This is a genomic window from Enterobacter kobei, assembly GCF_001729765.1.
In the GTDB taxonomy this organism is placed as follows: Bacteria; Pseudomonadota; Gammaproteobacteria; order Enterobacterales; family Enterobacteriaceae; genus Enterobacter; species Enterobacter kobei.
Genome location: NZ_CP017181.1, coordinates 4,552,686 through 4,575,601, shown reverse-complemented (window position 1 = coordinate 4,575,601; position 22,916 = coordinate 4,552,686). Strand labels below are relative to the sequence as shown.

Annotated in this window: 22 protein-coding genes; 11 read left to right on the top strand and 11 right to left on the bottom strand. The window is 55.2% G+C overall.

Annotated features, from left to right (window positions below; all coding sequences use genetic code 11):
- Positions 1-16 precede the first annotated feature (16 nt).
- On the bottom strand, positions 17-916 hold the full coding sequence (locus BFV64_RS22255) for a LysR family transcriptional regulator (RefSeq protein WP_023331530.1): 900 nt from the start codon (positions 914-916) through the stop codon (positions 17-19).
- Positions 917-1,035: 119 nt separating this feature from the next.
- On the opposite strand from BFV64_RS22255, the gene BFV64_RS22250 reads away from it, so the two are divergent.
- Together BFV64_RS22250 and BFV64_RS22245 are read left to right on the top strand one after the other, a co-directional pair.
- A complete protein-coding gene (locus BFV64_RS22250; protein ID WP_057057852.1) occupies positions 1,036-1,794 on the top strand; it encodes an SDR family NAD(P)-dependent oxidoreductase in 759 nt (252 codons plus the stop codon).
- Between the two features lie 173 nt (positions 1,795-1,967).
- Positions 1,968-2,570 carry a response regulator transcription factor gene (locus tag BFV64_RS22245; protein WP_014885589.1) on the top strand — a complete coding sequence of 201 codons (603 nt, stop codon included), beginning with the start codon at positions 1,968-1,970 and terminating at the stop codon, positions 2,568-2,570.
- On the opposite strand, the gene BFV64_RS22240 is transcribed toward BFV64_RS22245, so the two are convergent.
- A complete protein-coding gene (locus BFV64_RS22240; RefSeq protein ID WP_014885588.1) occupies positions 2,549-2,887 on the bottom strand; it encodes a lysozyme in 339 nt (112 codons plus the stop codon). The two genes, BFV64_RS22245 and BFV64_RS22240, sit on opposite strands and share 22 nt — an antisense overlap.
- Positions 2,888-2,958: 71 nt before the next feature.
- Positions 2,959-3,498 (bottom strand): GNAT family N-acetyltransferase, encoded by a 540-nt coding sequence (locus tag BFV64_RS22235; RefSeq protein WP_014885587.1) that lies wholly within the window; start codon positions 3,496-3,498, stop codon positions 2,959-2,961.
- Positions 3,499-3,643: 145 nt separating this feature from the next.
- On the opposite strand from BFV64_RS22235, the gene BFV64_RS22230 reads away from it, so the two are divergent.
- Complete coding sequence (locus BFV64_RS22230; protein WP_069602439.1) at positions 3,644-5,233, top strand: STY4199 family HEPN domain-containing protein; 1,590 nt, start codon at positions 3,644-3,646, stop codon at positions 5,231-5,233.
- Positions 5,234-5,286: 53 nt separating this feature from the next.
- On the opposite strand, the gene BFV64_RS22225 is transcribed toward BFV64_RS22230, so the two are convergent.
- The 3 genes from BFV64_RS22225 to BFV64_RS22215 all read right to left on the bottom strand — a co-directional run bounded on the left by BFV64_RS22225 (position 5,287) and on the right by BFV64_RS22215 (position 9,388).
- On the bottom strand, positions 5,287-6,936 hold the full coding sequence (locus BFV64_RS22225) for an alpha,alpha-trehalase (RefSeq protein ID WP_014885585.1): 1,650 nt from the start codon (positions 6,934-6,936) through the stop codon (positions 5,287-5,289).
- 185 nt (positions 6,937-7,121) lie between these two features.
- Positions 7,122-8,474, bottom strand: coding sequence for a glutathione-disulfide reductase (gene gorA, locus BFV64_RS22220; protein WP_069602438.1), 1,353 nt, complete (start codon positions 8,472-8,474; stop codon positions 7,122-7,124).
- 71 nt (positions 8,475-8,545) lie between these two features.
- A complete protein-coding gene (locus BFV64_RS22215; RefSeq protein ID WP_014885583.1) occupies positions 8,546-9,388 on the bottom strand; it encodes a 23S rRNA (adenine(2030)-N(6))-methyltransferase RlmJ in 843 nt (280 codons plus the stop codon).
- Between the two features lie 206 nt (positions 9,389-9,594).
- Here BFV64_RS22215 and prlC point away from each other — a divergent pair, with 206 nt between their 5' ends.
- Both prlC and rsmJ read left to right on the top strand, forming a co-directional pair.
- Positions 9,595-11,637 carry an oligopeptidase A gene (gene prlC / locus BFV64_RS22210; protein ID WP_069602437.1) on the top strand — a complete coding sequence of 681 codons (2,043 nt, stop codon included), beginning with the start codon at positions 9,595-9,597 and terminating at the stop codon, positions 11,635-11,637.
- Positions 11,638-11,643: 6 nt separating this feature from the next.
- Positions 11,644-12,396: a 16S rRNA (guanine(1516)-N(2))-methyltransferase RsmJ gene (gene rsmJ, locus BFV64_RS22205; protein ID WP_063944045.1), complete on the top strand. Its 753-nt coding sequence runs from the start codon at positions 11,644-11,646 to the stop codon at positions 12,394-12,396.
- Positions 12,397-12,492: 96 nt separating this feature from the next.
- Here rsmJ and uspA read toward each other — a convergent pair whose 3' ends face one another.
- Positions 12,493-12,930, bottom strand: coding sequence for a universal stress protein UspA (uspA, locus tag BFV64_RS22200; protein ID WP_003861223.1), 438 nt, complete (start codon positions 12,928-12,930; stop codon positions 12,493-12,495).
- A gap of 283 nt (positions 12,931-13,213) precedes the next feature.
- Here uspA and uspB point away from each other — a divergent pair, with 283 nt between their 5' ends.
- Positions 13,214-13,549: a universal stress protein UspB gene (uspB, locus tag BFV64_RS22195; protein ID WP_003861224.1), complete on the top strand. Its 336-nt coding sequence runs from the start codon at positions 13,214-13,216 to the stop codon at positions 13,547-13,549.
- A gap of 53 nt (positions 13,550-13,602) precedes the next feature.
- Here uspB and pitA read toward each other — a convergent pair whose 3' ends face one another.
- Entirely contained in the window at positions 13,603-15,102 is a 1,500-nt protein-coding gene (pitA, locus tag BFV64_RS22190; protein ID WP_023337922.1) for an inorganic phosphate transporter PitA, read from the bottom strand.
- Positions 15,103-15,330: 228 nt separating this feature from the next.
- Here pitA and BFV64_RS22185 point away from each other — a divergent pair, with 228 nt between their 5' ends.
- Together BFV64_RS22185 and BFV64_RS22180 are read left to right on the top strand one after the other, a co-directional pair.
- Positions 15,331-16,530, top strand: coding sequence for a BaiN/RdsA family NAD(P)/FAD-dependent oxidoreductase (locus BFV64_RS22185; protein ID WP_069602494.1), 1,200 nt, complete (start codon positions 15,331-15,333; stop codon positions 16,528-16,530).
- Positions 16,531-16,616: 86 nt separating this feature from the next.
- A complete protein-coding gene (locus BFV64_RS22180; protein ID WP_045281303.1) occupies positions 16,617-17,642 on the top strand; it encodes a TerC/Alx family metal homeostasis membrane protein in 1,026 nt (341 codons plus the stop codon).
- Positions 17,643-17,702: 60 nt separating this feature from the next.
- On the opposite strand, the gene BFV64_RS22175 is transcribed toward BFV64_RS22180, so the two are convergent.
- On the bottom strand, positions 17,703-18,365 hold the full coding sequence (locus BFV64_RS22175) for an HAD family hydrolase (RefSeq protein WP_072093626.1): 663 nt from the start codon (positions 18,363-18,365) through the stop codon (positions 17,703-17,705).
- 321 nt (positions 18,366-18,686) lie between these two features.
- Here BFV64_RS22175 and BFV64_RS22170 point away from each other — a divergent pair, with 321 nt between their 5' ends.
- On the top strand, positions 18,687-19,133 hold the full coding sequence (locus BFV64_RS22170) for an NlpC/P60 family protein (protein WP_014885576.1): 447 nt from the start codon (positions 18,687-18,689) through the stop codon (positions 19,131-19,133).
- A 5-nt stretch (positions 19,134-19,138) separates the two neighbouring features.
- Here the strand turns inward: BFV64_RS22170 and BFV64_RS22165 are convergent, their stop codons facing one another.
- Positions 19,139-19,933 (bottom strand): SDR family NAD(P)-dependent oxidoreductase, encoded by a 795-nt coding sequence (locus BFV64_RS22165; protein WP_047027090.1) that lies wholly within the window; start codon positions 19,931-19,933, stop codon positions 19,139-19,141.
- A gap of 32 nt (positions 19,934-19,965) precedes the next feature.
- A complete protein-coding gene (locus BFV64_RS22160; protein ID WP_069602436.1) occupies positions 19,966-20,847 on the bottom strand; it encodes a LysR family transcriptional regulator in 882 nt (293 codons plus the stop codon).
- Between the two features lie 99 nt (positions 20,848-20,946).
- On the opposite strand from BFV64_RS22160, the gene BFV64_RS22155 reads away from it, so the two are divergent.
- Positions 20,947-21,453: a phenolic acid decarboxylase gene (locus BFV64_RS22155; RefSeq protein ID WP_014885573.1), complete on the top strand. Its 507-nt coding sequence runs from the start codon at positions 20,947-20,949 to the stop codon at positions 21,451-21,453.
- A 323-nt stretch (positions 21,454-21,776) separates the two neighbouring features.
- Complete coding sequence (arnB, locus tag BFV64_RS22150; RefSeq protein ID WP_058690285.1) at positions 21,777-22,916, top strand: UDP-4-amino-4-deoxy-L-arabinose aminotransferase; 1,140 nt, start codon at positions 21,777-21,779, stop codon at positions 22,914-22,916.

The window sequence follows — 22,916 nt, the reverse complement described above, 5'->3', positions numbered from 1 at the left end:
GAATTATAGCTTGCGACTAATCCACGTAAGCTTTTGTGAGTTCGGTCAGCCACTCCATGAACAGATGTACCCGACGGGAGAGGTTGCGGCGATGGGGATAAATCAGGGACACGGGCATCGGTTCCGCGCGATATTGCGGGAGGATCTCAATCAGTTTTTTCGCCCGCAGTAAATCACGTACCCCAACACGTGGAACCTGAATGATGCCCAGCCCGGCAAGGCAGGCCGCCTGATAGGTCTCCGTGCTGTTGACGGTTAATACGCCGCCCGTCTTTATCCACTGCGTTGCACTGCCGTTATAAAATTCAAAGCCCTGCGGACGGGTACCCAGCATGGCGGCGTAGTGAATCACAGCGTGTGAGCCCAAATCATCCAGCGTTTCAGGGTAGCCAAAACGCGCCAGATAATCCGGACTGGCACAGTTAATTACCGTCAGTTTCCCCAGCGGCCGGGCAATTAACCCTGAATCTTTCAGGGAACCCACGCGGACCACGCAATCAAACCCTTCGCGAATCACATCCACCAGACGATCGCTGCTGCTGAGTTCCAGTTCAATACCCGGGTACTGCTGCAAAAAAGTCGGCAGTCTGGGGATGACTAAATTTCGAGCAACGCCGACGGGCATATCCACGCGCAGCCTTCCGCTTATGGTGGAAGGATCGTGCTGAAACAGTCCGTCCAGTTCATCAAGGTTTGCCAGCAGATCTTTTGCCCGTTCGTAATAGACCATGCCGTCCTGCGTCAGGCTGACGCGACGCGTGGTCCGGTGCAACAGCTGGGTGCCAAGGCGGTTTTCAAGGGCCTGAATTTGCCGCGAAACGCTGCCTTTCGGCAGCGTTAAGGTTTCTGCAGCACGGGAAAAACTTTCCAGTTCCGCGACGCGAACAAACAGCTGCATTGCGTGAATTTTATCCATAGATGAAGCTCATTGTTGTTGCTGTTGAAACAGTGAAGCGTTTTAAACCATCTTTATTGATCTTCTATCACCTAATAAGCTCTTTCTCAATCTCCATAACAGCCAAAACGAGGTTTATGATGACTGAACGTATCGCATTAGTGACGGGTGGTAGCCGTGGTTTGGGTAAAAACGCGGCGTTGAAGCTGGCGGCAGACGGAACGGGAATTGTTCTGACGTACCACAGCAATCAGCAGGACGCGCTGGAGGTTGTTCGCGAAATTCAGGAAAAAGGCGTGAATGCTGCAGCATTACAGCTCAACGTCGGTGATATTGCCAGCTTCGATAAGTTTGCTCAGCGGCTTCAGGAAATCCTTAAGACCGTCTGGCAACGCGACACCTTTGATTATTTATTGAACAATGCCGGGACGGGTTTATATGCACCCTATACCGACACAACGGAAGCCCAGTTTGATGAGGCGATGAATATTCATTTCAAAGGGCCTTTTTTCCTGACACAGCGCCTGCTGCCTCTGCTGAATGACGGAGGCCGGATCCTCAACGTCTCCAGCGGGCTGGCCCGTTTTACCCAGCCAGGCTCCGGAACCTATGCAGCGATGAAAGGGGCGATGGAAGTGTTGACCCGCTATCAGGCGAAGGAGCTGGGTGCGCGTGGCATCTCCGTCAATATTATCGCGCCGGGCGCGATAGAAACCGACTTTGGCGGTGGACGCGTTCGCGACAACGCGCAGCTTAATCAGATGCTGGCATCACAGACGGCGCTGGGGCGGGTGGGGTTGCCGGACGATATCGGCGATGCCATCGCGGCACTGCTCAGCGATAAGCTGGGCTGGATGAATGCGCAACGTATTGAGGTGTCAGGCGGTATGTTCCTGTGAGGCCTGCTATTAAGGGGAGGGAACCCCTTAAGGAAATCCTTAATGCCGATGTGTCAAAATACGGGCAAATATAAAAACCACTCGCGGATTTGTAACCTCTCCATTCATTGAGTTTTTTCTTAAATACTGCCTCTGTAGAATCCCCCTTCGCTATTCTCAGAGGGAGAAAAACGATGCGAGTAATCATGTTTGACAGGCAGTCGATATTTATTCATGGAGCGATACACGGTCTGCAGGAGTTAATTCCTGAAATAAATATAACGGGCGCTTGTCAGGCGGACGATTTATGGGGGCAAATATCTGCTTCACCGTCTGCTATCGTGATGATTGACGGCAATTTGATCCAGGAAGAGGAGAGTGCTTTCCTGGAAGAGCTTATGGATTCCTTCCCGGCGATACGGGTGATTATGGTTCTGGCAAGAAAAGAGGCCAGATGGGTTGAGCAGCTCATGCAGCGAAACGTGATGGCCATTATCCCCCGTAACGCTAACCCCGAACGGTTTGCCGCCGTGCTGGATTCCGTGTCGAGAGGGATGGTCTGCTTTCCCGGGGAGTGGGTTAGCCAGCAATCATCAGCGCAGCCGTTACTCTGTTTAAGCGAGCGTCAGCGCGAGGTACTCAAACTGCTGGCTGCGGGGGAGTCAAATAAAGAGATTGGCCGCAATCTCAACATCAGCGCGGCCACGGTAAAAGCGCATCTGGAAGCACTTTTTCGGCGGCTGGAGGTGAAAAACCGGACCCAGGCGGCCATGTACTATACCCGGGCGATAGCCTGATACAGCGCGTTCAGACGTGAAGGCGTCTCGGCGAAACTGAATATCAATACTACCAATGCATCATGCTGCTGTTGGGTTAATGGGCGTGTTATATTTTCCCGCAGCAGCCTCTCACATAACTGAATATCCTCCTGAAGCAAACATTCTGCCTGGAGCGGAGTAATGCCTCCGTGAAAATTGTCCTCCTCATGGATCGCATGTCCATAGCCGATCACCCATAAACCATTTTCATCACGATATTTCTCCAGTGAAAGCCCCTGATGCTTCTTTATTAAATCAATGGCGGCATAAGAGATATTCAGCGCATGACCTTTCATATTCATTTCCTCGTAATGGCGATACTGTAGAGGAATTGAACAATGAAAAATATCCGCCAAATGGCTGTTGATCAGGCGTTATGGTTCAGATATTCATGCCGCAATAAACCCAATAACCAGTCATTTTGCCAGCGTCCGGAAAGGTAATAGCTCTCGCGAAGCTCCCCCTCCAGACGAAAGTGGGCTTTTTCCAGCAGACGTCTGGAGGCGACATTTCCCGCCGTGACGGTGGCGGTGAGCCGACGTAGTCCGCCCTCACGAAAGGCGTAATCGCAAAGCGCCTGCAGGGATTCGAAACCGTAACCTTTCCCCTGCGCCTCGGGTGCAAAAAGAAAGCCCACTTCAGCGCAATCGTCCTCACGATGAATATACCCGGTCACGCCCAGCGGTGCCTGAGAGGTGGCATCACGGACGACGAGACACAGCCAGTGCGTGCTGCCCGGCGTCCAGAGGGGCAGACGAGAATCAAACGCCTCACGAATTGCGGCAACGGGACGGTCTTCCGCCACAAAGCGCATCACGTCAGGATGTTGCTGCAACGCCAGAAAAAAGGGCCAGTCATGCTCCTGCAGAGGCGAGCAGTTCAGGCGTGAAGTCATTAAAACCGGCATTAAGATTCTCCTGAAACATTTTAATGATTTTAGGGTTGTCACTTTATTTCAACAGAAAGTCAGGTATGGTTAAGCATGTATAAATAAAAGAAAAATGGCCATAAGTGCCCATTCCTGATGTCTTCGTTGTCGCTTAAGGAAAATAATGACTCTCAGCACATCACATCATATTCGCGAACAGTTTGAACACTGTCTGGCGGTCATTCGCCAGGCGTCGGTTGAAATTTTGCTTCTCCTGAATGTACATGTTTCTGAGGGAAAAGATCCACGCTGGCTCCTGGAACAACTGGATAGCGCACGTTTAGCGCTCGGGGGATGGGCAGCCGTTGCGAAGACCCTCAATCTGAATGATGCCGAGATGTCGGAATTTACGCTGCAGCTGCGCCTGCTGCAGCAGCGCGTTCCACAGTATGAAAGCGGGCAGGATGTCAGCGAAAACCAGCTGATTGCGGCGATGCGCTTTGTGACCACGCTGGAACATCTTCGTTTGCAGCAACCGTTGCTGACTTACAGCACGGAGCTGGCAACGGGTAGCGAACTGCAGCAACAGCAGGCGCACAAGCAGGTTCGCGCCATTGAGCTGATGATTAAAGGACTTATTCAGCAGGCCTGGCCCGATCAGGTGCGGCTCAATAATCATCTTAAGACCTTATTTAATGCCGACCGGGTAAGACGCTGGCTGAAGCTCGGGGAGATCAACGATATCCTGAACGGGATGATGTTCAGTGAACTGGCGCAGATGCTGGTGGATAAAAAAGAGTTCAGCCGGTATTACGCCTCGCTGTTTAACGATCCTGCCATGCTGACGCTCCTGGTAGAACCGCGTAAAACGCTGCAAACCTTCCTTGATGATATTCGGCAAATTCGCAACAACATCACGGTTCAGAAAACGTTAAGTTCGGCGCAAATTCAGCTGCTGGATAACTACTACATGCAGATTTCCCGACCGGTTCAACGTGCATTCGAAGAGGGGAGAACGCGCGTCAACCCGGCCGGATTGATGGCGGTGGACGCCAGTGAACTGCACACTTTCTGGGAAAAGGCGCAGAAAATGGATCGGGTTACCGGTGGCGATCTGTTTGAGGTTCGTGACACGATTGAAAAGCCGACCCAGCGCGCGCCGCGCACGCCCGAACAGCGTGAGCAGCTTATCTCCGGTGCGTTATGGGGCGCGGTTGGCGTGATGGTAATCGCCATCCTGGTGGGCGGCTTCTGGCTGGTGACCAGCAGCAAACCGCATCCATCGGCCGAACACACTGCGCAAGCGGCGCCGCCGAAAGATATGCGCGAAACCCCTTCTGCGCGCGAGACGCTGACCCGCATGGGGGTGACCTGGGACGACAATAATTTCCGTTCAGCGATTAACCGCAACGATACCCGTGTCGCGCAGCTCTTTTTGCAGGGCGGGATGGACTGGAAGCTGTCATGGACCGAAGAGGCGATGTCGGCAGGCCATGACGACGTGCTGGAGCTCATGCTGCGCTACCGACGGAACATGACGGAAGAGAAGCCATGCCGTCGCTTTATCAACACGCTCAGCCACGCGATGTCGAACGGTGAATCCCTGACCTCAGTGCGTAAAGCGTATCTCAAAGCGTTCTGCACCGTGCCCGCCGTGGTGAAGCGCCAACAGCACGATCTGGATATGGCTACGCGGCGTGCGCAGTCGCAACCGGATGCCACCACGAAAAAATGGCAGTCCATTCAGACTGCCATTTATGAGGTGATTCGCTGAACCCTTTACCCTATGGGAGAGGGCCGGGGTGAGGGCACCAGACCGCACCCCACTCAAGGCTCCCCATACAACCCTATCAGCCGTCGCACTACGCCGTTGGTCCAGCCGAAGCCGTCCTGAAGGGGATACTCACCCCCGCCACCCTCGCGTGGCGTACTGCTGGCGATATGATACTTCTCAATCAGCTTGTGGTGGGTCTTATAAAAATGATTCACCGTCTGCAGCCAGCTCCAGGCGATCTCATCGCCCAGTGAGTCATTGCCATACTGCTTGAACCCCTGAATGGCCATCCACTGCAGCGGGGCCCAGCCGTTGGGTTTATCCCATTGCTCGCCGGTTTCATACTCGGTTGCCAGAATCCCGCCCGGCGTCAGCAGTCGCGTTTTCACCGCATCCGACAGTCGATCGGCCTGTTCATGCGTGGCCATACCGACGTACAGCGGCACAATGCTCGCGGCAGAGAACAGCGCCATCACTTCGCGGCGCCAGTCATAGTCGCGATAGCAGCCGCTTTCTTCATCCCAGAGGTAGCGGTTAATCGCGGCGCGGCGATCGCTGGCCTTCTGATGGAACAGTTCAGCGGTCTCTTTATCCCCTTTCGACGCCGAGATATTGGCGATAGTACTCTCCAGCTTGAACAGGAAGGCATTCAAATCGATCGGGATAAACTGCGTGGTGCGAATGCTGGCCAGTCGGCCAGGCTCACGCAGCCAGCGGGAGGAGTAATCCCAGCCGGAGGCCGCACCCGCGCGCAAGTCACGATACACTTCGTTTGGCGGACGTCCGGAGTGACGGGCCGTTTCTACGTCCTCAATCCACGATTCGTCCCGGGGCGTGTCGCGGTCGTCCCAGTAGCGGTTGAGCAATGATCCATCCGGCATACGTACCGCGCTGCGATAGGCCTGATTAAGCAGCAGCGACTCGGCACCGTCCATCCAGAAGGCGTGCTCCATCTTGAGGTGCTCAAGGTAACGCTTCGCGCCGCGTACCCCGTCCTCTTCAAACAACTCGACCATCAGGGCAAAGACCGGCGGCTGAGAGCGGCTGAGGTAATAGGTACGGTTACCGTTTGGGATATGCCCGTAGCGTTCGATCAGCCAGGCGAAGTTATCCGCCATACACTTCAGCAGGTCGTTACGTCCGCTCTCCGCCAGCCCTAGCATGGAGAAATAGGAGTCCCAGTAATAGGTCTCACTGAATCGCCCGCCGGGCACAATATAGGCCTGCGGTAACACCAGCAGAGAGGACCAGGGGATATGGTCCTGCGGTTCGCGCGTCAGCACCGGCCACAGGCTGTCAATGTGCTCTTTTAGCGACAGACCGGGGTCAGAAACATATTCCGTGCCGTAGGTGGCCGGTAGCCAGAAGTGGTTCTCTACAAACTGGCGCAGGTCGAAATCCCGGTGACGTTTCACTTTACGATAGCGGATCAGGATATCCAGCGGGTCCATCTTCGGCGCGCAGTCAGGGAAGGTTTTGCTGTCCGCGAACAGGCGTGTTGACTGAACATGCTCGAACAGTTCCAGATAGCGATCGGCGGGCGTCAGGGCATCGGAGGCGGGTAGCCCCTCGATCATTTCGGGTTCCGGCTCCGCCTCAATCATTTCATCCAGTTTCAACTCGCAGGGATCGGTCTCGTAGCGCAGCTCTTCTGCGATCTCGAATTCGATATTCTCGGTAGCCTGTAGTTTCTGGTTGAACATGGTGATAGGGACCTCCGGTTGTGTGTACCTAAAGACAGTTTTTTTCCGGGCGTCTTATAAGCGTAGACATTCGCTTCGGTAGATGGGGAGGGAAATGTGCGGTAGATCACTATTTTCGGAGCATTCGTTTTGCAACGATTTATGAATGTGAATAAAAAAAGCCCCTCCGGGGAGGGGCTTCTGCCTTAACGCATGGTAACAAATTCTTCCGCGGCGGTCGGATGGATTGCCACGGTGTTGTCGAAGTCTTTCTTGGTCGCGCCCATTTTCAGCGCCACGGCGAAGCCCTGCAGGATCTCATCCATGCCGAAGCCAATGCCGTGGATACCCACAATCTTCTCGTCCGGGCCCACGCAGACCAGCTTCATGCGGCATGGCTGACGGTGAGAGGTGACGGCGGTATACATCGCGGTGAACGCGGATTTATACACTTTCACCTGGTCGTCGCCATACTGCTCGCGCGCCTGCGGCTCGGTTAAGCCAACGGTGCCGATGGGCGGATGGCTGAAGACCACGGTCGGGATGTTGGTGTAATCGAGATGCTCGTCAGGCTTGTTGTTAAACAGACGTTCGGAGAGACGACGTCCCGCTGCAACGGCCACCGGGGTCAGCTCTACGGCACCGGTGTTATCGCCGACTGCGTAAATGCCCGATACGCTGGTGTTCTGGAACTTATCGACGACGATATAACCTTTTTCGTCGGTTTTCACGCCGGTCACGGCCAGGTTAAAGTTATCATTCGCTGGTTCACGACCAATCGCCCAGATCAGGCAGTCGACGGTCTGGCTGCGGCCATCTTCCAGCTCCAGCGTCAGGCTGCCGTCCGCATTTTTCACTACCGCTTTCGGCACCGCGTGGGTGTGGAGTGTTGGGCCTTCAGCGTTCATGACTTCAACCAGCGTCTCGACAATCAGCGGGTCAAAGCTGCGCAGCGGCGCGTGTTTACGCACAAACAGGTGCGCTTCCGCGCCCAGGCCGTTGATCACGCCCGCCAGCTCTACCGCAATGTAACCCGCGCCAACCACGGCAACGCGCTTAGGCAGCGCAGGCAGTTCAAAGAAACCGTCTGAGTCGATGCCGTATTCCACGCCCGGAATGTCCGGGTGGCTCGGACGACCGCCGGTGGCGATCAGGATATGATCGGCGGTGATCGTCTCACCGTTCACTTCGATCGTTTTCGCATCCACAAAGCGGGCAAAGCCGTGGATCACATCGACGTTGTTCTTACCCAGCACGTTGTCGTAGGAGGTGTGAATACGGTCGATGTAGGCGGTACGGCTGGCGATCAGCTTGTCCCAGTCAAAGTGATTGAGGGTGGTATCAAAGCCGTAATCCGGGCCGTACATATGGATCGCTTCGCGGATTTGCGCCGCGTGCCACATCACCTTCTTCGGTACACAACCCACGTTCACGCAGGTGCCGCCCAGCGCTTTAGCTTCGATCAGCGCACATTTCTGGCCATACATGGCCGCGCGGTTGATGGAGGCGATGCCGCCGCTGCCGCCGCCGATTGCGATGTAGTCATAATGCTTAGTCATAGCTTTTATCCTTAATCGTGAATTGCCGCGATTGTATACCTGAAATCAATAGTTTCCACCGATGGCTGCGATTACTCCGGCACGATCCAACTGACGGTGGCGTGGCCTGTACCCGCAGGCACCAGCGTTTTGTGCAGCCACGGCAGTACGTTGTTCATCTGCGCTTCGAGCTTCCACGGCGGGTTAATCACAATCATGCCGGAGGCGGTCATGCCGCGCTGGTCGCTGTCCGGGCGCACGGCCAGCTCAATCTGGAGGATTTTCCGGATCCCGGTCGCTTCCAGATCTTTGATCATGCGTTTGATTTGCGCGCGCAGCACCACCGGGTACCACAGGGCGTAAGTGCCGGTGGCAAAACGTTTGTAGCCTTCGTGGATGCCGGTCACCACCGCCTGATAGTCGGTTTTGATTTCGTACGGCGGATCGATCAGCACCAGGCCGCGGCGGGAAACGGGCGGCAGTTTGGCTTTCAGCTGCTGGTAGCCGTCGGCTTTCTCCACGCGGGCGCGGTTATCTTTCTGAAACTCAGAGCGCAACAGCGGGAAATCGCTCGGATGCAGTTCGGTCAGCTGAATGCTGTCCTGCTCGCGCAGCAACTGGCGGGCAATCAGCGGTGAGCCTGGGTAGTAGCGCAGCTGGCCGTTGCGGTTGAAGTGGTTCACCACGCCGATGTACGGTTCCAGTTCGGCTGGCAGGTCGTCCTGCTGCCAGATGCGGGCGATCCCTTCCAGATATTCACCGGTACGCTCGGCATGCTCGCCGCTCAGCTGATAACGGCCCGCGCCCGCGTGGGTGTCCAGATAGAGAAACGGCTTCTCTTTCTCTTTGAGCGATTCAATGATCAGGCTCTGAACGGTGTGTTTGAGGACGTCGGCATGGTTGCCAGCGTGGAAGCTGTGGCGATAACTGAGCATGGGTAATGATTTTCCGCTGAATTGACGATTTGCCACAGTTTACAGCAGAACGGCACAGATTACCCGCAGGCCCGGTAAGCGCAGCGCCACCGGGCGCTTTTCCACGACGTCCGGCATTGAAATCCTCTACACTTAACCCCATTAATTAATGATATGCACAGCGCCGGATGCGCGCTTCATTCACCTATTTCAACAGGACAGCGTTTATGACCAATCCATTACTGACGCCTTTTTCGTTGCCGCCGTTTTCTAAAATCCTCCCTGAGCATGTGGTTCCAGCCGTTACGCAATCGCTGGACAACTGCCGCGCGGCGGTAGAAAGCGTGGTGGCGCAGGGCGCACCGTACACCTGGGAAAATCTGTGTCAGCCGCTGGCCGAAGTGGACGACGTGCTGGGGCGTATCTTCTCCCCGGTAAGCCACCTGAACTCGGTGAAAAACAGCCCGGAACTGCGCGAGACCTATGAACAGACCCTGCCGCTGCTCTCGGAGTACAGCACCTGGGTCGGCCAACACGAAGGGCTGTACAAAGCGTATCGCGATCTGCGTGACGGCGACCATTACGCCGAGCTGAACACGGCGCAGAAAAAATCGGTCGATAACGCCCTGCGTGATTTCGAGCTGTCCGGGATTGGTCTGCCAAAAGAGAAGCAGGTTCGCTACGGTGAAATTGCCGCGCGCCTGTCCGAGCTGGGCAACCAGTACAGCAACAACGTCCTCGACGCCACCATGGACTGGACGAAGCTGATTACCGATGAATCCGAGCTGGCCGGGATGCCGGAAAGCGCGCTGGCAGCAGCAAAAGCGCAGGCCGAAGCGAAAGAGCAGGAAGGCTATCTGTTAACGCTGGATATCCCAAGCTACCTGCCGGTAATGACCTACTGCGACAACCAGGCCCTGCGTGAAGAGATGTACCGCGCCTACAGCACGCGCGCCTCCGATCAGGGGCCGAATGCCGGTAAGTGGGACAACAGCCCGGTGATGGCGGAAATCCTCGCCCTGCGTCACGAGCTGGCACAGCTGCTGGGCTTCGAAAACTACGCCGACAAATCCCTCGCCACCAAAATGGCGGAGAACCCACAGCAGGTGCTCGACTTCCTGACCGATCTGGCAAAACGCGCCCGTCCTCAGGGTGAGAAAGAGCTGGCTCAGCTGCGTGCTTTTGCGAAAGCGGAGTTCGGCGTGGACGAACTGCAGCCGTGGGATATTGCGTACTACAGCGAAAAACAGAAGCAGCATCTTTACAGCATCAGCGACGAGCAGCTGCGCCCGTACTTCCCGGAAAACAAAGCCGTTAACGGCCTGTTCGAAGTGGTGAAGCGCATCTACGGCATCACTGCAAAAGAGCGAACCGATATCGACGTCTGGCATCCGGACGTGCGCTTCTTCGAATTGTATGACGACAAGAATGAGCTGCGCGGTAGCTTCTACCTTGATCTCTACGCGCGTGAGAATAAGCGCGGCGGAGCGTGGATGGATGACTGCGTCGGCCAGATGCGTAAAGCCGACGGTTCTCTGCAAAAGCCGGTCGCTTACCTGACCTGTAACTTTAACCGTCCGGTGAATGGCAAACCTGCGCTGTTCACTCACGACGAAGTGATCACCCTGTTCCACGAGTTCGGTCACGGTCTGCATCACATGCTGACCCGCATCGAAACCGCAGGCGTGGCTGGCATCAGCGGGGTACCGTGGGATGCGGTCGAGCTGCCAAGCCAGTTTATGGAAAACTGGTGCTGGGAGCCGGACGCGCTGGCGTTTATCTCTGGTCACTATGAGACCGGCGAACCGCTGCCGAAAGAGCTGCTGGATAAAATGCTGGCGGCCAAAAACTATCAGGCAGCGATGTTCATCCTGCGTCAACTGGAGTTCGGCCTGTTTGATTTCCGTCTGCACGCCGAGTTTAGCCCGGAACAAGGGGCGAAAATCCTCGAAACGCTGGCCGAGATTAAAAAGCAGGTTGCTGTGATCCCTGGGCCAACCTGGGGCCGCTTCCCGCATGCGTTCAGTCACATCTTCGCAGGCGGCTATGCGGCAGGTTACTACAGCTACCTGTGGGCCGACGTGCTGGCAGCGGATGCTTTCTCCCGCTTCGAAGAAGAGGGGATCTTCAACCGTGAAACCGGCCAGTCGTTCCTCGATAACATCCTGACCCGCGGCGGTTCTGAGGAGCCAATGGTACTGTTCAAACGCTTCCGTGGCCGCGAACCGCAGCTGGATGCGATGCTTGAGCATTACGGGATCAAAGGCTGATAGTTCGTGAAAATCTGCTTAGTGGATGAAACAGGCGCCGGAGACGGCGCCTTATCTGTTCTGGCGACCCGCTGGGGGCTGGAGCACGATGAAGATAACCTGATGGCGCTGGTGATGACACCGAAGCATCTTGAATTACGTAAGCGCGACGAAGCGAAACTCGGCGGGATTTTTGTCGATTTTGTCGGCGGTGCGATGGCGCACCGGCGCAAGTTCGGCGGCGGTCGCGGCGAGGCGGTGGCCAAAGCGGTGGGCATTAAAGGGAACTATCTCCCGGACGTGGTCGATGCCACGGCGGGGCTGGGTCGCGATGCGTTTGTGCTGGCGTCTGTTGGCTGTCGTGTGCGAATGCTGGAGCGTAACCCGGTGGTCGCCGCATTGCTCGACGACGGGCTGACGCGTGGCTACGCGGACCCGGAAATCGGCCCGTGGCTGCAGGAGCGGTTGCAGTTGATCCACGCCTCCAGTCTGACGGCGCTCACTGATATCACCCCGCGCCCGCAGGTGGTCTATCTCGACCCGATGTTCCCGCATAAGCAGAAAAGTGCGCTGGTGAAGAAAGAGATGCGGGTGTTTCAGTCGCTGGTGGGGCCGGATTTAGATGCAGATGGTCTGCTGGAGCCTGCCAGACAGCTCGCGACGAAGCGGGTGGTGGTGAAGCGCCCTGACTACGCGCCGCCGCTGGCGGACGTGGCCACGACTAACGCGGTGACCACGAAAGGGCACCGGTTTGATATCTATTCAGGTACACCGGAATAAAAAAGCCGGGTGGCGGCTTCGCCTTACCCGGCCTACATCCTCGATCTATTCCTTCTCCCTCTGGGAGAGGGTTAGGGTGAGGGGAATTTAACGCACTTACTCGTCTTCTTCGTCACGCAGTGGAACAATCAGCATATCCACGTGAACGGTGTTGATCAGCTGGCGCGCGGACGACATCAGCTTGCTCCAGAAGTCCTGGTGGTGACCGCATACGACCAGGTCCATGTCATATTTCTTAATCGCATCAACCAATACCTGACCCAGGTCGCCGCTGCCGCTCAGGGTCTCGGTAATCGGGTAGCCCGCGTTGGTGGACAGTTCGCTCAGGGCGTGATGCGTCTCTTCGGAGATGCGCTTCTGCATATCGCCGAGATTCACGTCGATCAGACCGGTATAGAGGTCGGAGTAATTCACATCAACGTGAATCAGGGAAACTTTCGCGTTGTAGGGGCGTGCCATGGATACCGCTTTATCAACCAGCACTTTGCTCTCCGGAGAGAGGTCTACCGCGATGAGAATGTGTTTGTAAGCCATAGTGTTACTCCTTCCTTAAGTTATCGATGACTAAATGAGAATGCCGTCGTCTGATACTTTCATTACGGCCCAGTTAAACATATTTTTCAAGCTTTGGTGTTGATAACGATTAACCTTGTGGCAAAAAAATTAACGGATCTCCTACACTATTTAATGAGCCGTTCGGATATTAAAACGCGAACCGGATCGACTTTTGGTCATTCTTTCACTGAACTGTCTGTCAGGGCATTGGGGTGCGGGAGCTCAGGAGCTTTGCTCCGTGGGCGGACGCCGGGGAGGATGTATGATTAGCACCGTCGCATTGTTTTGGGCGTTATGCGTAGTTTGCATAGTGAATATGGCGCGCTACTTCTCATCGTTACGTGCGCTGTTAGTGGTACTTCGTGGTTGCGATCCGTTGCTTTATCAGTATGTGGACGGTGGGGGGTTCTTCACCTCGCATGGACAGCCCAGCAAACAGATGCGACTGGTGGGATACATCTACTACCAGCGTTACCGCGATCATCACGATGAAGAGTTTATCCGTCGCTGCGAGCGTCTGCGTCGGCAGTTCATTCTGACCAGCGCTCTGTGCGGGCTGGTTGTGGTCAGTATGATTGCATTGATGATTTGGCACTGAGCATAAAAAAAGCGGGTCAGTTTCCTGACCCGCTTTTTGTCGCCTTCAGCTGATTAGATCAGCTTCAGCGAAATCCAGTACAGACCACCAGACAGCAGGATGGACGCCGGAAGGGTGAACACCCAGGCCATCAGGATGTTGGTCACGGTTTTGCGCTGCAGACCGCCACCGTCAACAATCATGGTACCTGCCACGGACGAGGAGAGTACGTGGGTGGTGGATACCGGCATTCCGGTGTAGCTCGCCAGGCCGATAGAAACCGCCGCCGTCATCTGCGCGGACATCCCCTGCGCATAGGTCATGCCTTTCTTACCGATCTTCTCGCCGATGGTGGTCGCTACGCGACGCCAGCCAATCATTGTACCGATACCCAGTGCCAGCGCGACGGCCATGATGATCCAGATTGGCGCGTACTCAATGGTGTTGAGCATATCGCTTTTCAGTTTCTTCAGAAGACGTTTGTCGTCGGCATTCACCTCTGGCAGTTTCGCGACTTTATCGGTCACGTCAGAGATGCAGAGCATGATACGACGCAGCTGACCACGCTGTTCAACGGCCAGTTTGTCGTAGCTTTCGATATCGCCCAGCATGCCTTTGGCGCGTTCCAGCGCATTAATCGCGTTTGCCGGATGGCAGTGGAATTCGCCCGGCGCGGTGGTTGCACCGGCTTCCGGAGATGGGATCAGCTGATCAACGCCGGTCGCTTTTTTCAGCAGATCGGGATGCTGCTGGAAATAGGTCTCAACGTTGTTAACGGCATCACGGGTACGGGTGATTTCGTAACCAGAGGCGTTCATGTTAACCACGAAACCTGCCGGTGCGACACCGATCAGTACCAGCATCACCAGACCAATGCCTTTCTGCCCATCGTTCGCGCCATGAGAGAAGGCCACGCCGATAGCGGAAATGATCAGCGCGATACGCGTCCAGAATGGCGGTTTTTTCTTACCGTCTTTCTTCTCACGCTCTGCTGGCGTCAGGTGGATGCGCGCACGTTTCTTGGTGTTGCTCCAGTAGCGACGCAGGATGAAAATCAATCCACCCGCAACCACCAGACCCACAATTGGAGAGATGATCAGAGAACCGAAAATGCCCAGTACTTTAGGCAGGTTCAGCGCATCAACGACGGATGTCCCGGTCATCAGGGCGTTCGTTAACCCGATACCGATAATCGCGCCGATGAGAGTGTGAGAGCTGGATGCAGGCAGGCCAAAATACCAGGTACCGAGGTTCCAGATAATGGCAGCAAGCAGCATTGAGAACACCATGGCAAGGCCATGACCGGAACTCACGTTAAGCAGCAGATCCGTTGGCAACATATGCACGATCGCATACGCCACGCTCAGTCCGCCCAGAAGGACACCAAAAAAGTTAAATACCGCCGCCATAACAACCGCAAGTTGCGATCGCATTGCGCGAGTGTAGATAACCGTTGCTACTGCGTTTGCAGTGTCGTGGAAGCCGTTGATCGCTTCGTAAAACAGTACAAAAACCAGAGCAAGCAATAATAAAAGCCCGGTATGTAAATCCAGGCCGGCAAACAAATGTAGCATAGGACGTTACGCCATTTTGAGGACATGAACGCGGCGCATTATCCAGGACAAATGCGCAACGGGCAAAGTGAAATATAGACTTTTTTTGACATACCACCTGATTTGAGAAAAGTGCTTGAAGGGATAATCGTTAAATTTCAATGGAATGGCTTTGTAAGAACTTTTTACGCTGGTGTGACCACAGAGGAAACTTTACAATCCGCGGCAGTTAACGAAGAGGATTTTGACGTGGAAAGGTTTGATGCCGTGGTAATTGGCGCCGGTGCGGCGGGTATGTTTTGTGCGGCGATGGCCGGACAGGCGGGTCGTCGTGTGCTGTTACTGGACAACGGAAAAAAGCCTGGCCGCAAGATCCTGATGTCGGGCGGCGGGCGTTGTAACTTCACCAATCTTTATGTCGAACCCGCGGCGTATTTGAGCCAAAACCGTCATTTTTGCAAATCTGCACTGGCGCGTTACACCCAGTGGGACTTTATCGACCTGGTGGGCAAGCACGGCATCGCGTGGCATGAAAAGACGCTGGGACAGCTGTTCTGCGACGACTCCGCGCAGCAGATTGTCGATATGCTGGTCGCCGAGTGCGAGAAGGGCGGCGTGGTGATGCGTCTGCGCACGGAAGTGCTGGAGGTCGCCCGCGACGAACAGGGGTACACGCTGCAGCTGAACGGTGAAACCGTCAGTGCTGATAATCTGGTCGTCGCCAGCGGTGGCCTCTCTATGCCGGGTCTGGGCGCGTCCCCGTTCGGCTATAAGATTGCCGAGCAGTTTGGTCTTAAGGTACTGCCCACGCGCGCGGGTCTGGTGCCGTTCACGCTGCACAAACCCCTTCTTGAACAGCTTCAGACGCTTTCTGGCGTCTCCGTTCCTTCCGTCATGACTGCCGAAGACGGGACGGTATTCCGTGAAAACCTGCTCTTTACCCATCGGGGGCTCTCTGGCCCGGCGGTACTGCAAATCTCCAGCTACTGGCAGCCGGGTGAATTTGTCACGGTGAATCTGGTGCCGGACTGCGACCTGGACGCGTTCCTCAACGAGCAGCGCGAGGCGCACCCGAATCAGAGCCTGAAAAACACGCTGGCGATGCAGCTGCCAAAACGTCTGGTGGAGTGCCTTCAGGTGCTGGGGCAGATCCCGGACGTATCGCTTAAGCAATTGAACAGCCGCGAGCAAGAGACGCTGGTGGAGACGCTGACAAACTGGCGCGTTCAGCCAAACGGCACCGAGGGGTACCGCACGGCGGAAGTGACGCTGGGCGGCGTTGATACAAATGAACTCTCCTCGCGCACCATGGAAGCCCGCAACGTGCCGGGGCTCTACTTTATCGGCGAAGTGATGGACGTCACCGGCTGGCTCGGCGGGTATAACTTCCAGTGGGCGTGGGCAAGTGCCTGGGCGTGTGCGCAGGCGCTGGCCGAAAAGAACAGTTAATATTTATTTTTTTGCGTGCTGTGCCCTTAACGGGCTCGCGCTTTTTATTGTCTGCATGGTGTTTTGTATCCAAAAAAGGGTTGTGTATGTCAGCTGCTCATCTCGGTTTCCCGACGGAAACCGTTGTTGTCTTTGTGGTGATGGCCGTTGGGGCGATGTTTATCGACCTCTTTATGCACCGTCACGATAAACCTGTCTCGCTGAAAAGCGCGGCGATGTGGTCCATCTTCTGGGTCATGATGGCGATGGCGTTCGCCGGGTTCCTGTATGTCCACCACGGTGCAGAGATGGCGAGCCTGTTCCTCACCGGCTATGCGCTGGAAGAGGTGCTTTCCGTCGATAACCTGTTTGTGATGATGGCGATTTTCGCCTGGTTCGGCGTGCCGGATAAGTACCGTCACCGCGTGCTCTACTGGGGTGTGCTGGGGGCGATTGTTTTCCGCGGTATTTTCGTGGCGATCGGAACCAGCCTGCTGAGCCTGGGGCCGTACGTGGAGGTCATTTTTGCGCTGGTTGTCGGCTGGACGGCGGTGATGATGCTCAAACGCAATGAAGAGAGTGACGAAGTGGAAGATTACTCCGGCCATCTCGCGTACCGCCTGGTGAAGCGCTTCTATCCGGTCTGGCCGAAAATCAGCAGCAATGCCTTTATCCTGACCCAGAAAGAGGTGGATGCGGAGCTTGAAAAGCCGGAAAACCAGGACGTCATGGTCGGGCGCGTGAAGAAGGCGAAACGCTACGCGACGCCGCTGCTGCTTTGCGTGGCAGTGGTGGAACTTTCTGACGTGATGTTCGCATTTGACTCCGTACCGGCCATTATTGCCGTGAGCCGCGAGCCGCTGATTATCTATAGCGCCATGATGTTCGCCATTCTCGGCCTGCGTACCCTCTACTTTGTGCTGGAAGCGCTCAAGCAGTATCTGGTCCACCTTGAGAAAGCCGTGGTGTTGCTGCTGTTCTTCGTGGCGTTCAAGCTGGGGTTAAATGCCACCGATCACTTCTGGCATCACGGGTACAGCATTGGCGCGACGGCGAGCCTGTTTGTGGTCTTAGGCGTGCTGGCGCTGGGGATTATTACGAGCGTGATGTTCCCTGGGAAACGTGAGGCCTGATGCTTTGCCTTTCTCCCTCTCCCCGTGGGAGAGGGCTGGGGTGAGGGCACCAGACCGCACCTAACCCTTAATCGGCGAATTCCGGCGCTTGCGCGGGTGGTGGAAATGCCGCCAGTGAGGATCCTGCGCCGCGGCCAGCAGCTCGTGGTCGCCGCGGGTATCTCCCCAGGCGCGCAGGTGATAGGCCTTCAGATCGCCATACACTTTTTCCAGTCTTGCGACTTTCTGGGCACAGCGGCAGTTATTGCCGGTGATGCGTCCTGTCAGCTTGCCGTCTTTCACTTCCAGCTGGGTGCCAATCAGCTTAATACCGAGCTTATCCGCCCAGGGCTGAAGCACCAGCGCCGGAGAGGCAGAACAGATCGTCACCTCCGCACCGGAATTCACCTCCGCCGCCACGGCCAGAACCCCTTCGGGGCGCATCAGCTTGTTCCAGTATTTTTCGCAAAATGCTTCCGCCTGCTGGCGCAGCCAGTGCTCATCCACTCCCGTCAGGAATGTTTTGATCAGCACTTCCTTGAGCTCATCCCGGGTCAGCTTGCGGCGAACGCAGTGCAGCGTAGGTAACGCCATGCGCACCAGGCGGCCTGCGAAGTAGCGTTTCCCAAAGGCAAAACGCAGGAAAGGGATAAAGCTATCGTGGTGCGTTAGTGTCCCATCAAAATCAAAGACAGAGAGCACGCTGGATTTAGCCACCGTCTCGTCGGCAATCATATTGGTCATAAATACGTCTTAGCTGAAATACACATTCTGCGGATCAGTTTACCTGCTTTATCTGAACAGTCCTTACATCACCACTCTTTTTTTCACGATCTTGCGATCTAAAAGTGAGTCCATTTTTGGCCTCGATAGTCGTTGGTGAAAAAATGAACTGTCTATATTATCGCCACATCGAAAGATATTTCGGGGGAACATTGGCCCCCACGCGTAAGGAAAAATTCACTCAAAGCCACAATTTTTGATATGACGTTAAGATCGCTTATTTCAATCCTCACACTCAGTTTTGCTTCGTTTTCTGCAATGAGTTTTCAACTGCCTGCATCGATGATCTCGATGAATTCTGCGTTTGCGGAATCACCCGCGAAATCGGCGCTGTTTCATCAGGAAACGGGCCCGCTGCGCTCGCGCATTCTCGATCAATACCAGAAGTGGAAGGGAACCCAGTATCAGTGGGGCGGCACGAGCCACCGCGGCGTGGATTGCTCTGCACTGATGCAGCACCTGTTCAGCGATGCGGCGAATCTTAATTTGCCGCGCACGACCAGCGAGCAAATCCATCGCGGCGTGCAGGTGGCGCAGTACCGTCTTAAGGCCGGCGACCTGGTCTTCTTCCAGACGGGGCCAAACCGAAAGCATGTCGGTGTCTACATCGGTGACAACCGGTTTATTCACGCCTCCAGCAGCCAGGGGGTGACGGTGTCAACCCTGACCGATGACTACTGGCAAGCACATTACATCACGGCCCGCCGCGTGACGGGCAGTGCGGCGTAACGGGATCAGATGATGTCATCCACCACGCCACCGTCAACGCGCAACGCTGCGCCCGAGGTGGCGGAGGCCTGAGGCGAACAGACATAAATCACCATATTGGCCACCTCTTCTACCGTGGCCGCACGCTGGATAACCGAGCTGGGGCGGTTGGCCATGACAAATTCTTTCGCCAGCTGCTCCAGCGATTTCCCGGTTTTCTCGATTTCATCTTTCATCATTTCAGCGAAACCGTCCGACAGGGTGGGCCCCGGCAGTACGCTGTTCACCGTCACGCCGCTTCCCGCCACGAACTTCGCCAGCCCGCGCGCGAGCGAGAGCTGTGCCGTTTTGGTCACCCCGTAGTGGATCATATCCGCCGGAATATTGCATGCCGATTCGGAAGAGATAAACACCACCCGTCCCCAGCCTTTTTTCACCATGCCTGGCAGCAGAGCGCGGGAAAGACGCACGCCGGACATCACGTTGGTCTGCCAGTAACGCTCCCAGGTTTCATCGTCGGTGCTATAGAAGTCCTGCGGGCCGTAAATTCCGGCGTTGTTCACCAGAATATCGACATCACTTGCGACCTTCAGCAGCGACTCCACCCCTTCTGCCGTACTGAGATCGGCAATGGCGGCACGCACCTGTACGCCGGGTACAACCTGCTGTAACTGCTGAATACCCTTGTTCACCGAGTCGATGCTGCGGCCATTCACGATCACTTCCGCGCCGCTTTCCGCCAGGCCTCTGGCAATGGCGAACCCGATACCGCCGGTTGAGGCAGTCACCAGCGCCACTTTCCCCGCAAAGTCGATTTTCATCTTCTGCTCCTTATCGTTTTAGCGTTCGGACCTTAAAGCGTAGCAGGTGGTGATGACGGCTCCTGGCTAAAAAGGCGCAGCAGGGTTTCAACCTGCTCATCCAGCGGGGCGAGGGTACGTTTCACGATCAAATGCAGCGGCGTGGCCCGGCGGACACCGTGGTTCAGCGGAAGGATTTTCAGTAAGCCTCGCTCCAGCAGGGGCTGGATGCGTTCCTCTGGCAGCCAGCCGTAGCCGACCTGAGAGACAACCGCCTCTATGGCAGCATCAATGGTGGAGAACGTCCACGACTCGCCGGCAGCCCGCGCGGCGTTCTGGCTGTCCGCAATCTGGATAAGCGGCCACGGGCGCAGCATCTCATCATTAAGCGGTGCATCAAGACAAAAGAGCGGATGCTGGTAATGCGCCACGGCGACAAAGTCGATATTCATCAGCCACTCGCCAAGCCCGGTAATGTCCTGGCGGCGGGTCAGGACCATTACGTCCGCTTCGTCGTTTATCGTGTCCGCGCGGCTATTTTCCAGCACCTCGGTAAGGCGCACCTGGGTTTGCGGATACCGTTGCTGGAATTGTCTTAAAATCGCGAACAGCCTGCGGCGGGGAAAAATACTGTCTACGATCAGATCGACTCGGGTGCGCATGCCGCTTTGCAGCGTCGCGGCGCGCGTCTCAACATAAGAGAACGCTTTCAGCAGCGGTTTTACCTGATTCAGCAATAATTCTCCTGCGGGCGTGAGGACTGCCCGTCTCCCTTCCACCACCAGCAGCGCAATGCCCAGGCGCTCCTGGAGTAAAGAGAGGTTGTAACTGACGGAAGACTGGCTGCGGTGTGTCTGTTCTGCCGCTTTGGCAAAACTCCCGGCCTCGACCACTTTTTCCAGGAGTGACCACTGTTCAAGAGTTGTTTTATGCATGACATATCTAATTTTTGAATTAATTTGATTCAAACATAGCGTTATTCATTCATTTTTTGAAGGGGTACGATACGTTCATCAAAACAAAGGAGACACATCATGAGCAACTTCGACAAACATGACTTAAGCGGCTTCGTTGGCAAACATCTGGTTTATACCTACGATAACGGCTGGAACTACGAGATTTACGTCAAAAATGAAAACACCCTCGACTACCGTATTCACAGCGGCCTGGTCGGAAACCGTTGGGTAAAAGATCAGCAGGCGTATATCGTTCGCGTCGGGGAGAGCATCTATAAAATCTCCTGGACAGAGCCAACCGGTACTGACGTGAGCCTGATTGTTAACCTGGGCGACAACCTGTTCCACGGCACCATCTTCTTCCCGCGCTGGGTAATGAACAATCCGGAAAAAACCGTCTGTTTCCAGAACGATCATATTCCGCTGATGAATAGCTATCGCGATGCCGGTCCGGCATATCCCACAGAAGTGATTGATGAATTCGCGACAATCACCTTTGTGCGCGACTGTGGTCCAAATGATGACAGCGTGATTGCCTGTGCGGCCAGCGAGTTACCTGAAAACTTTCCAGAAAACTTAAAATAAGCGCGACAATTAACTAAAAAGAAAAGTTCCCGGCTATTTCATATTATTTTGAAATGGCCGGGATTTTTTTTGTTTGTTGATGTTTGGTTTAAATCATTTCCTGGCAAAACGTTGTGAAGGTCACAATAAAAAATATTTAATATTAATTTAACTTGTTGTTTTTAAAGTGTCTGCTAGTAGTTCTATAACGTTATAAACGTTGTCTTAATTTTTCCCTAAGAAATGAAAGCTATTTTGATATGAGTTTATGGTTCGTTGAAATAAACGGACCGGCATTTGGTTAATATCAAAAACGTGCCATTTTTATTGCAAGGAAATTAATAATGAGTGATTTTCTGCCCTTTTCGCGACCCTCAATGGGTGCCGAAGAAATGGCGGCGGTTCAGGACGTTTTGATGTCGGGCTGGATCACCACGGGGCCTAAAAATCAGGAGCTTGAAGAGGCATTTTGTCATCTGACGGGCAATCAGCATGCGATTGCCGTCTGTTCTGCCACCGCGGGCATGCATGTCACGCTGATGGCGCTGAATATTGGCCCCGGCGATGAAGTGATCACCCCCTCCCAGACCTGGGTTTCCACGCTAAATATGATCGTGTTGCTGGGTGCCACACCGGTGATGATTGATGTGGACAACGACACGTTGATGGTGACGCCTGACGCCGTTGAAGCGGCGATAACCTCGCGTACTAAAGCCATTATCCCCGTCCATTATGCTGGCGCACCGTGTGACATCGACGCGATTCATGCCATTGGCGAACGTCACGGTATTCCCGTTATTGAAGATGCTGCCCATGCCGCCGGAACCTATTACAAGAACCGCCATGTGGGCTGGAAAGGGACGGCGATTTTTTCCTTCCACGCCATTAAAAATATGACCTCTGCAGAAGGCGGTTTAGTTGTCACGGATAACGCTCAGCTTGCTGCGCGGATCCGCAGTCTGAAATTCCACGGCCTGGGGGTGGATGCCTATGACCGCCAGACGCACGGTCGTGCACCGCAGGCTGAAGTGATCTCGCCGGGCTATAAATACAACCTGGCGGATATTAACGCCGCGCTGGCGCTGGTGCAGTTGGGCAAATTAAAAGAGGCCAACAAACGCCGTGAGGAAATCGCGCAACGCTATCTGCGGGAGCTGGCCGATACGCCGTTCCAGCCGCTGACCATCCCGGCATGGCCGCACGTTCACGCCTGGCACCTGTTTATTATTCGCGTTGATGAAGCCCGCTGTGGGATTTCACGCGATAACCTGATGGCGGCGCTGAAGGAGAAGGGCATTGGTACCGGCCTGCACTTCCGCGCGGCGCACACTCAAAAATACTACCGCGAGCGTTTTCCTGATGTATCGCTCCCGAATTCGGAATGGAATAGCGCGCGTATTTGTTCTCTCCCTCTTTTTCCGGACATGACTCATGACGACACAACCCGCGTCATTACCGCGCTCCATCAGCTTGCAGGACATTGA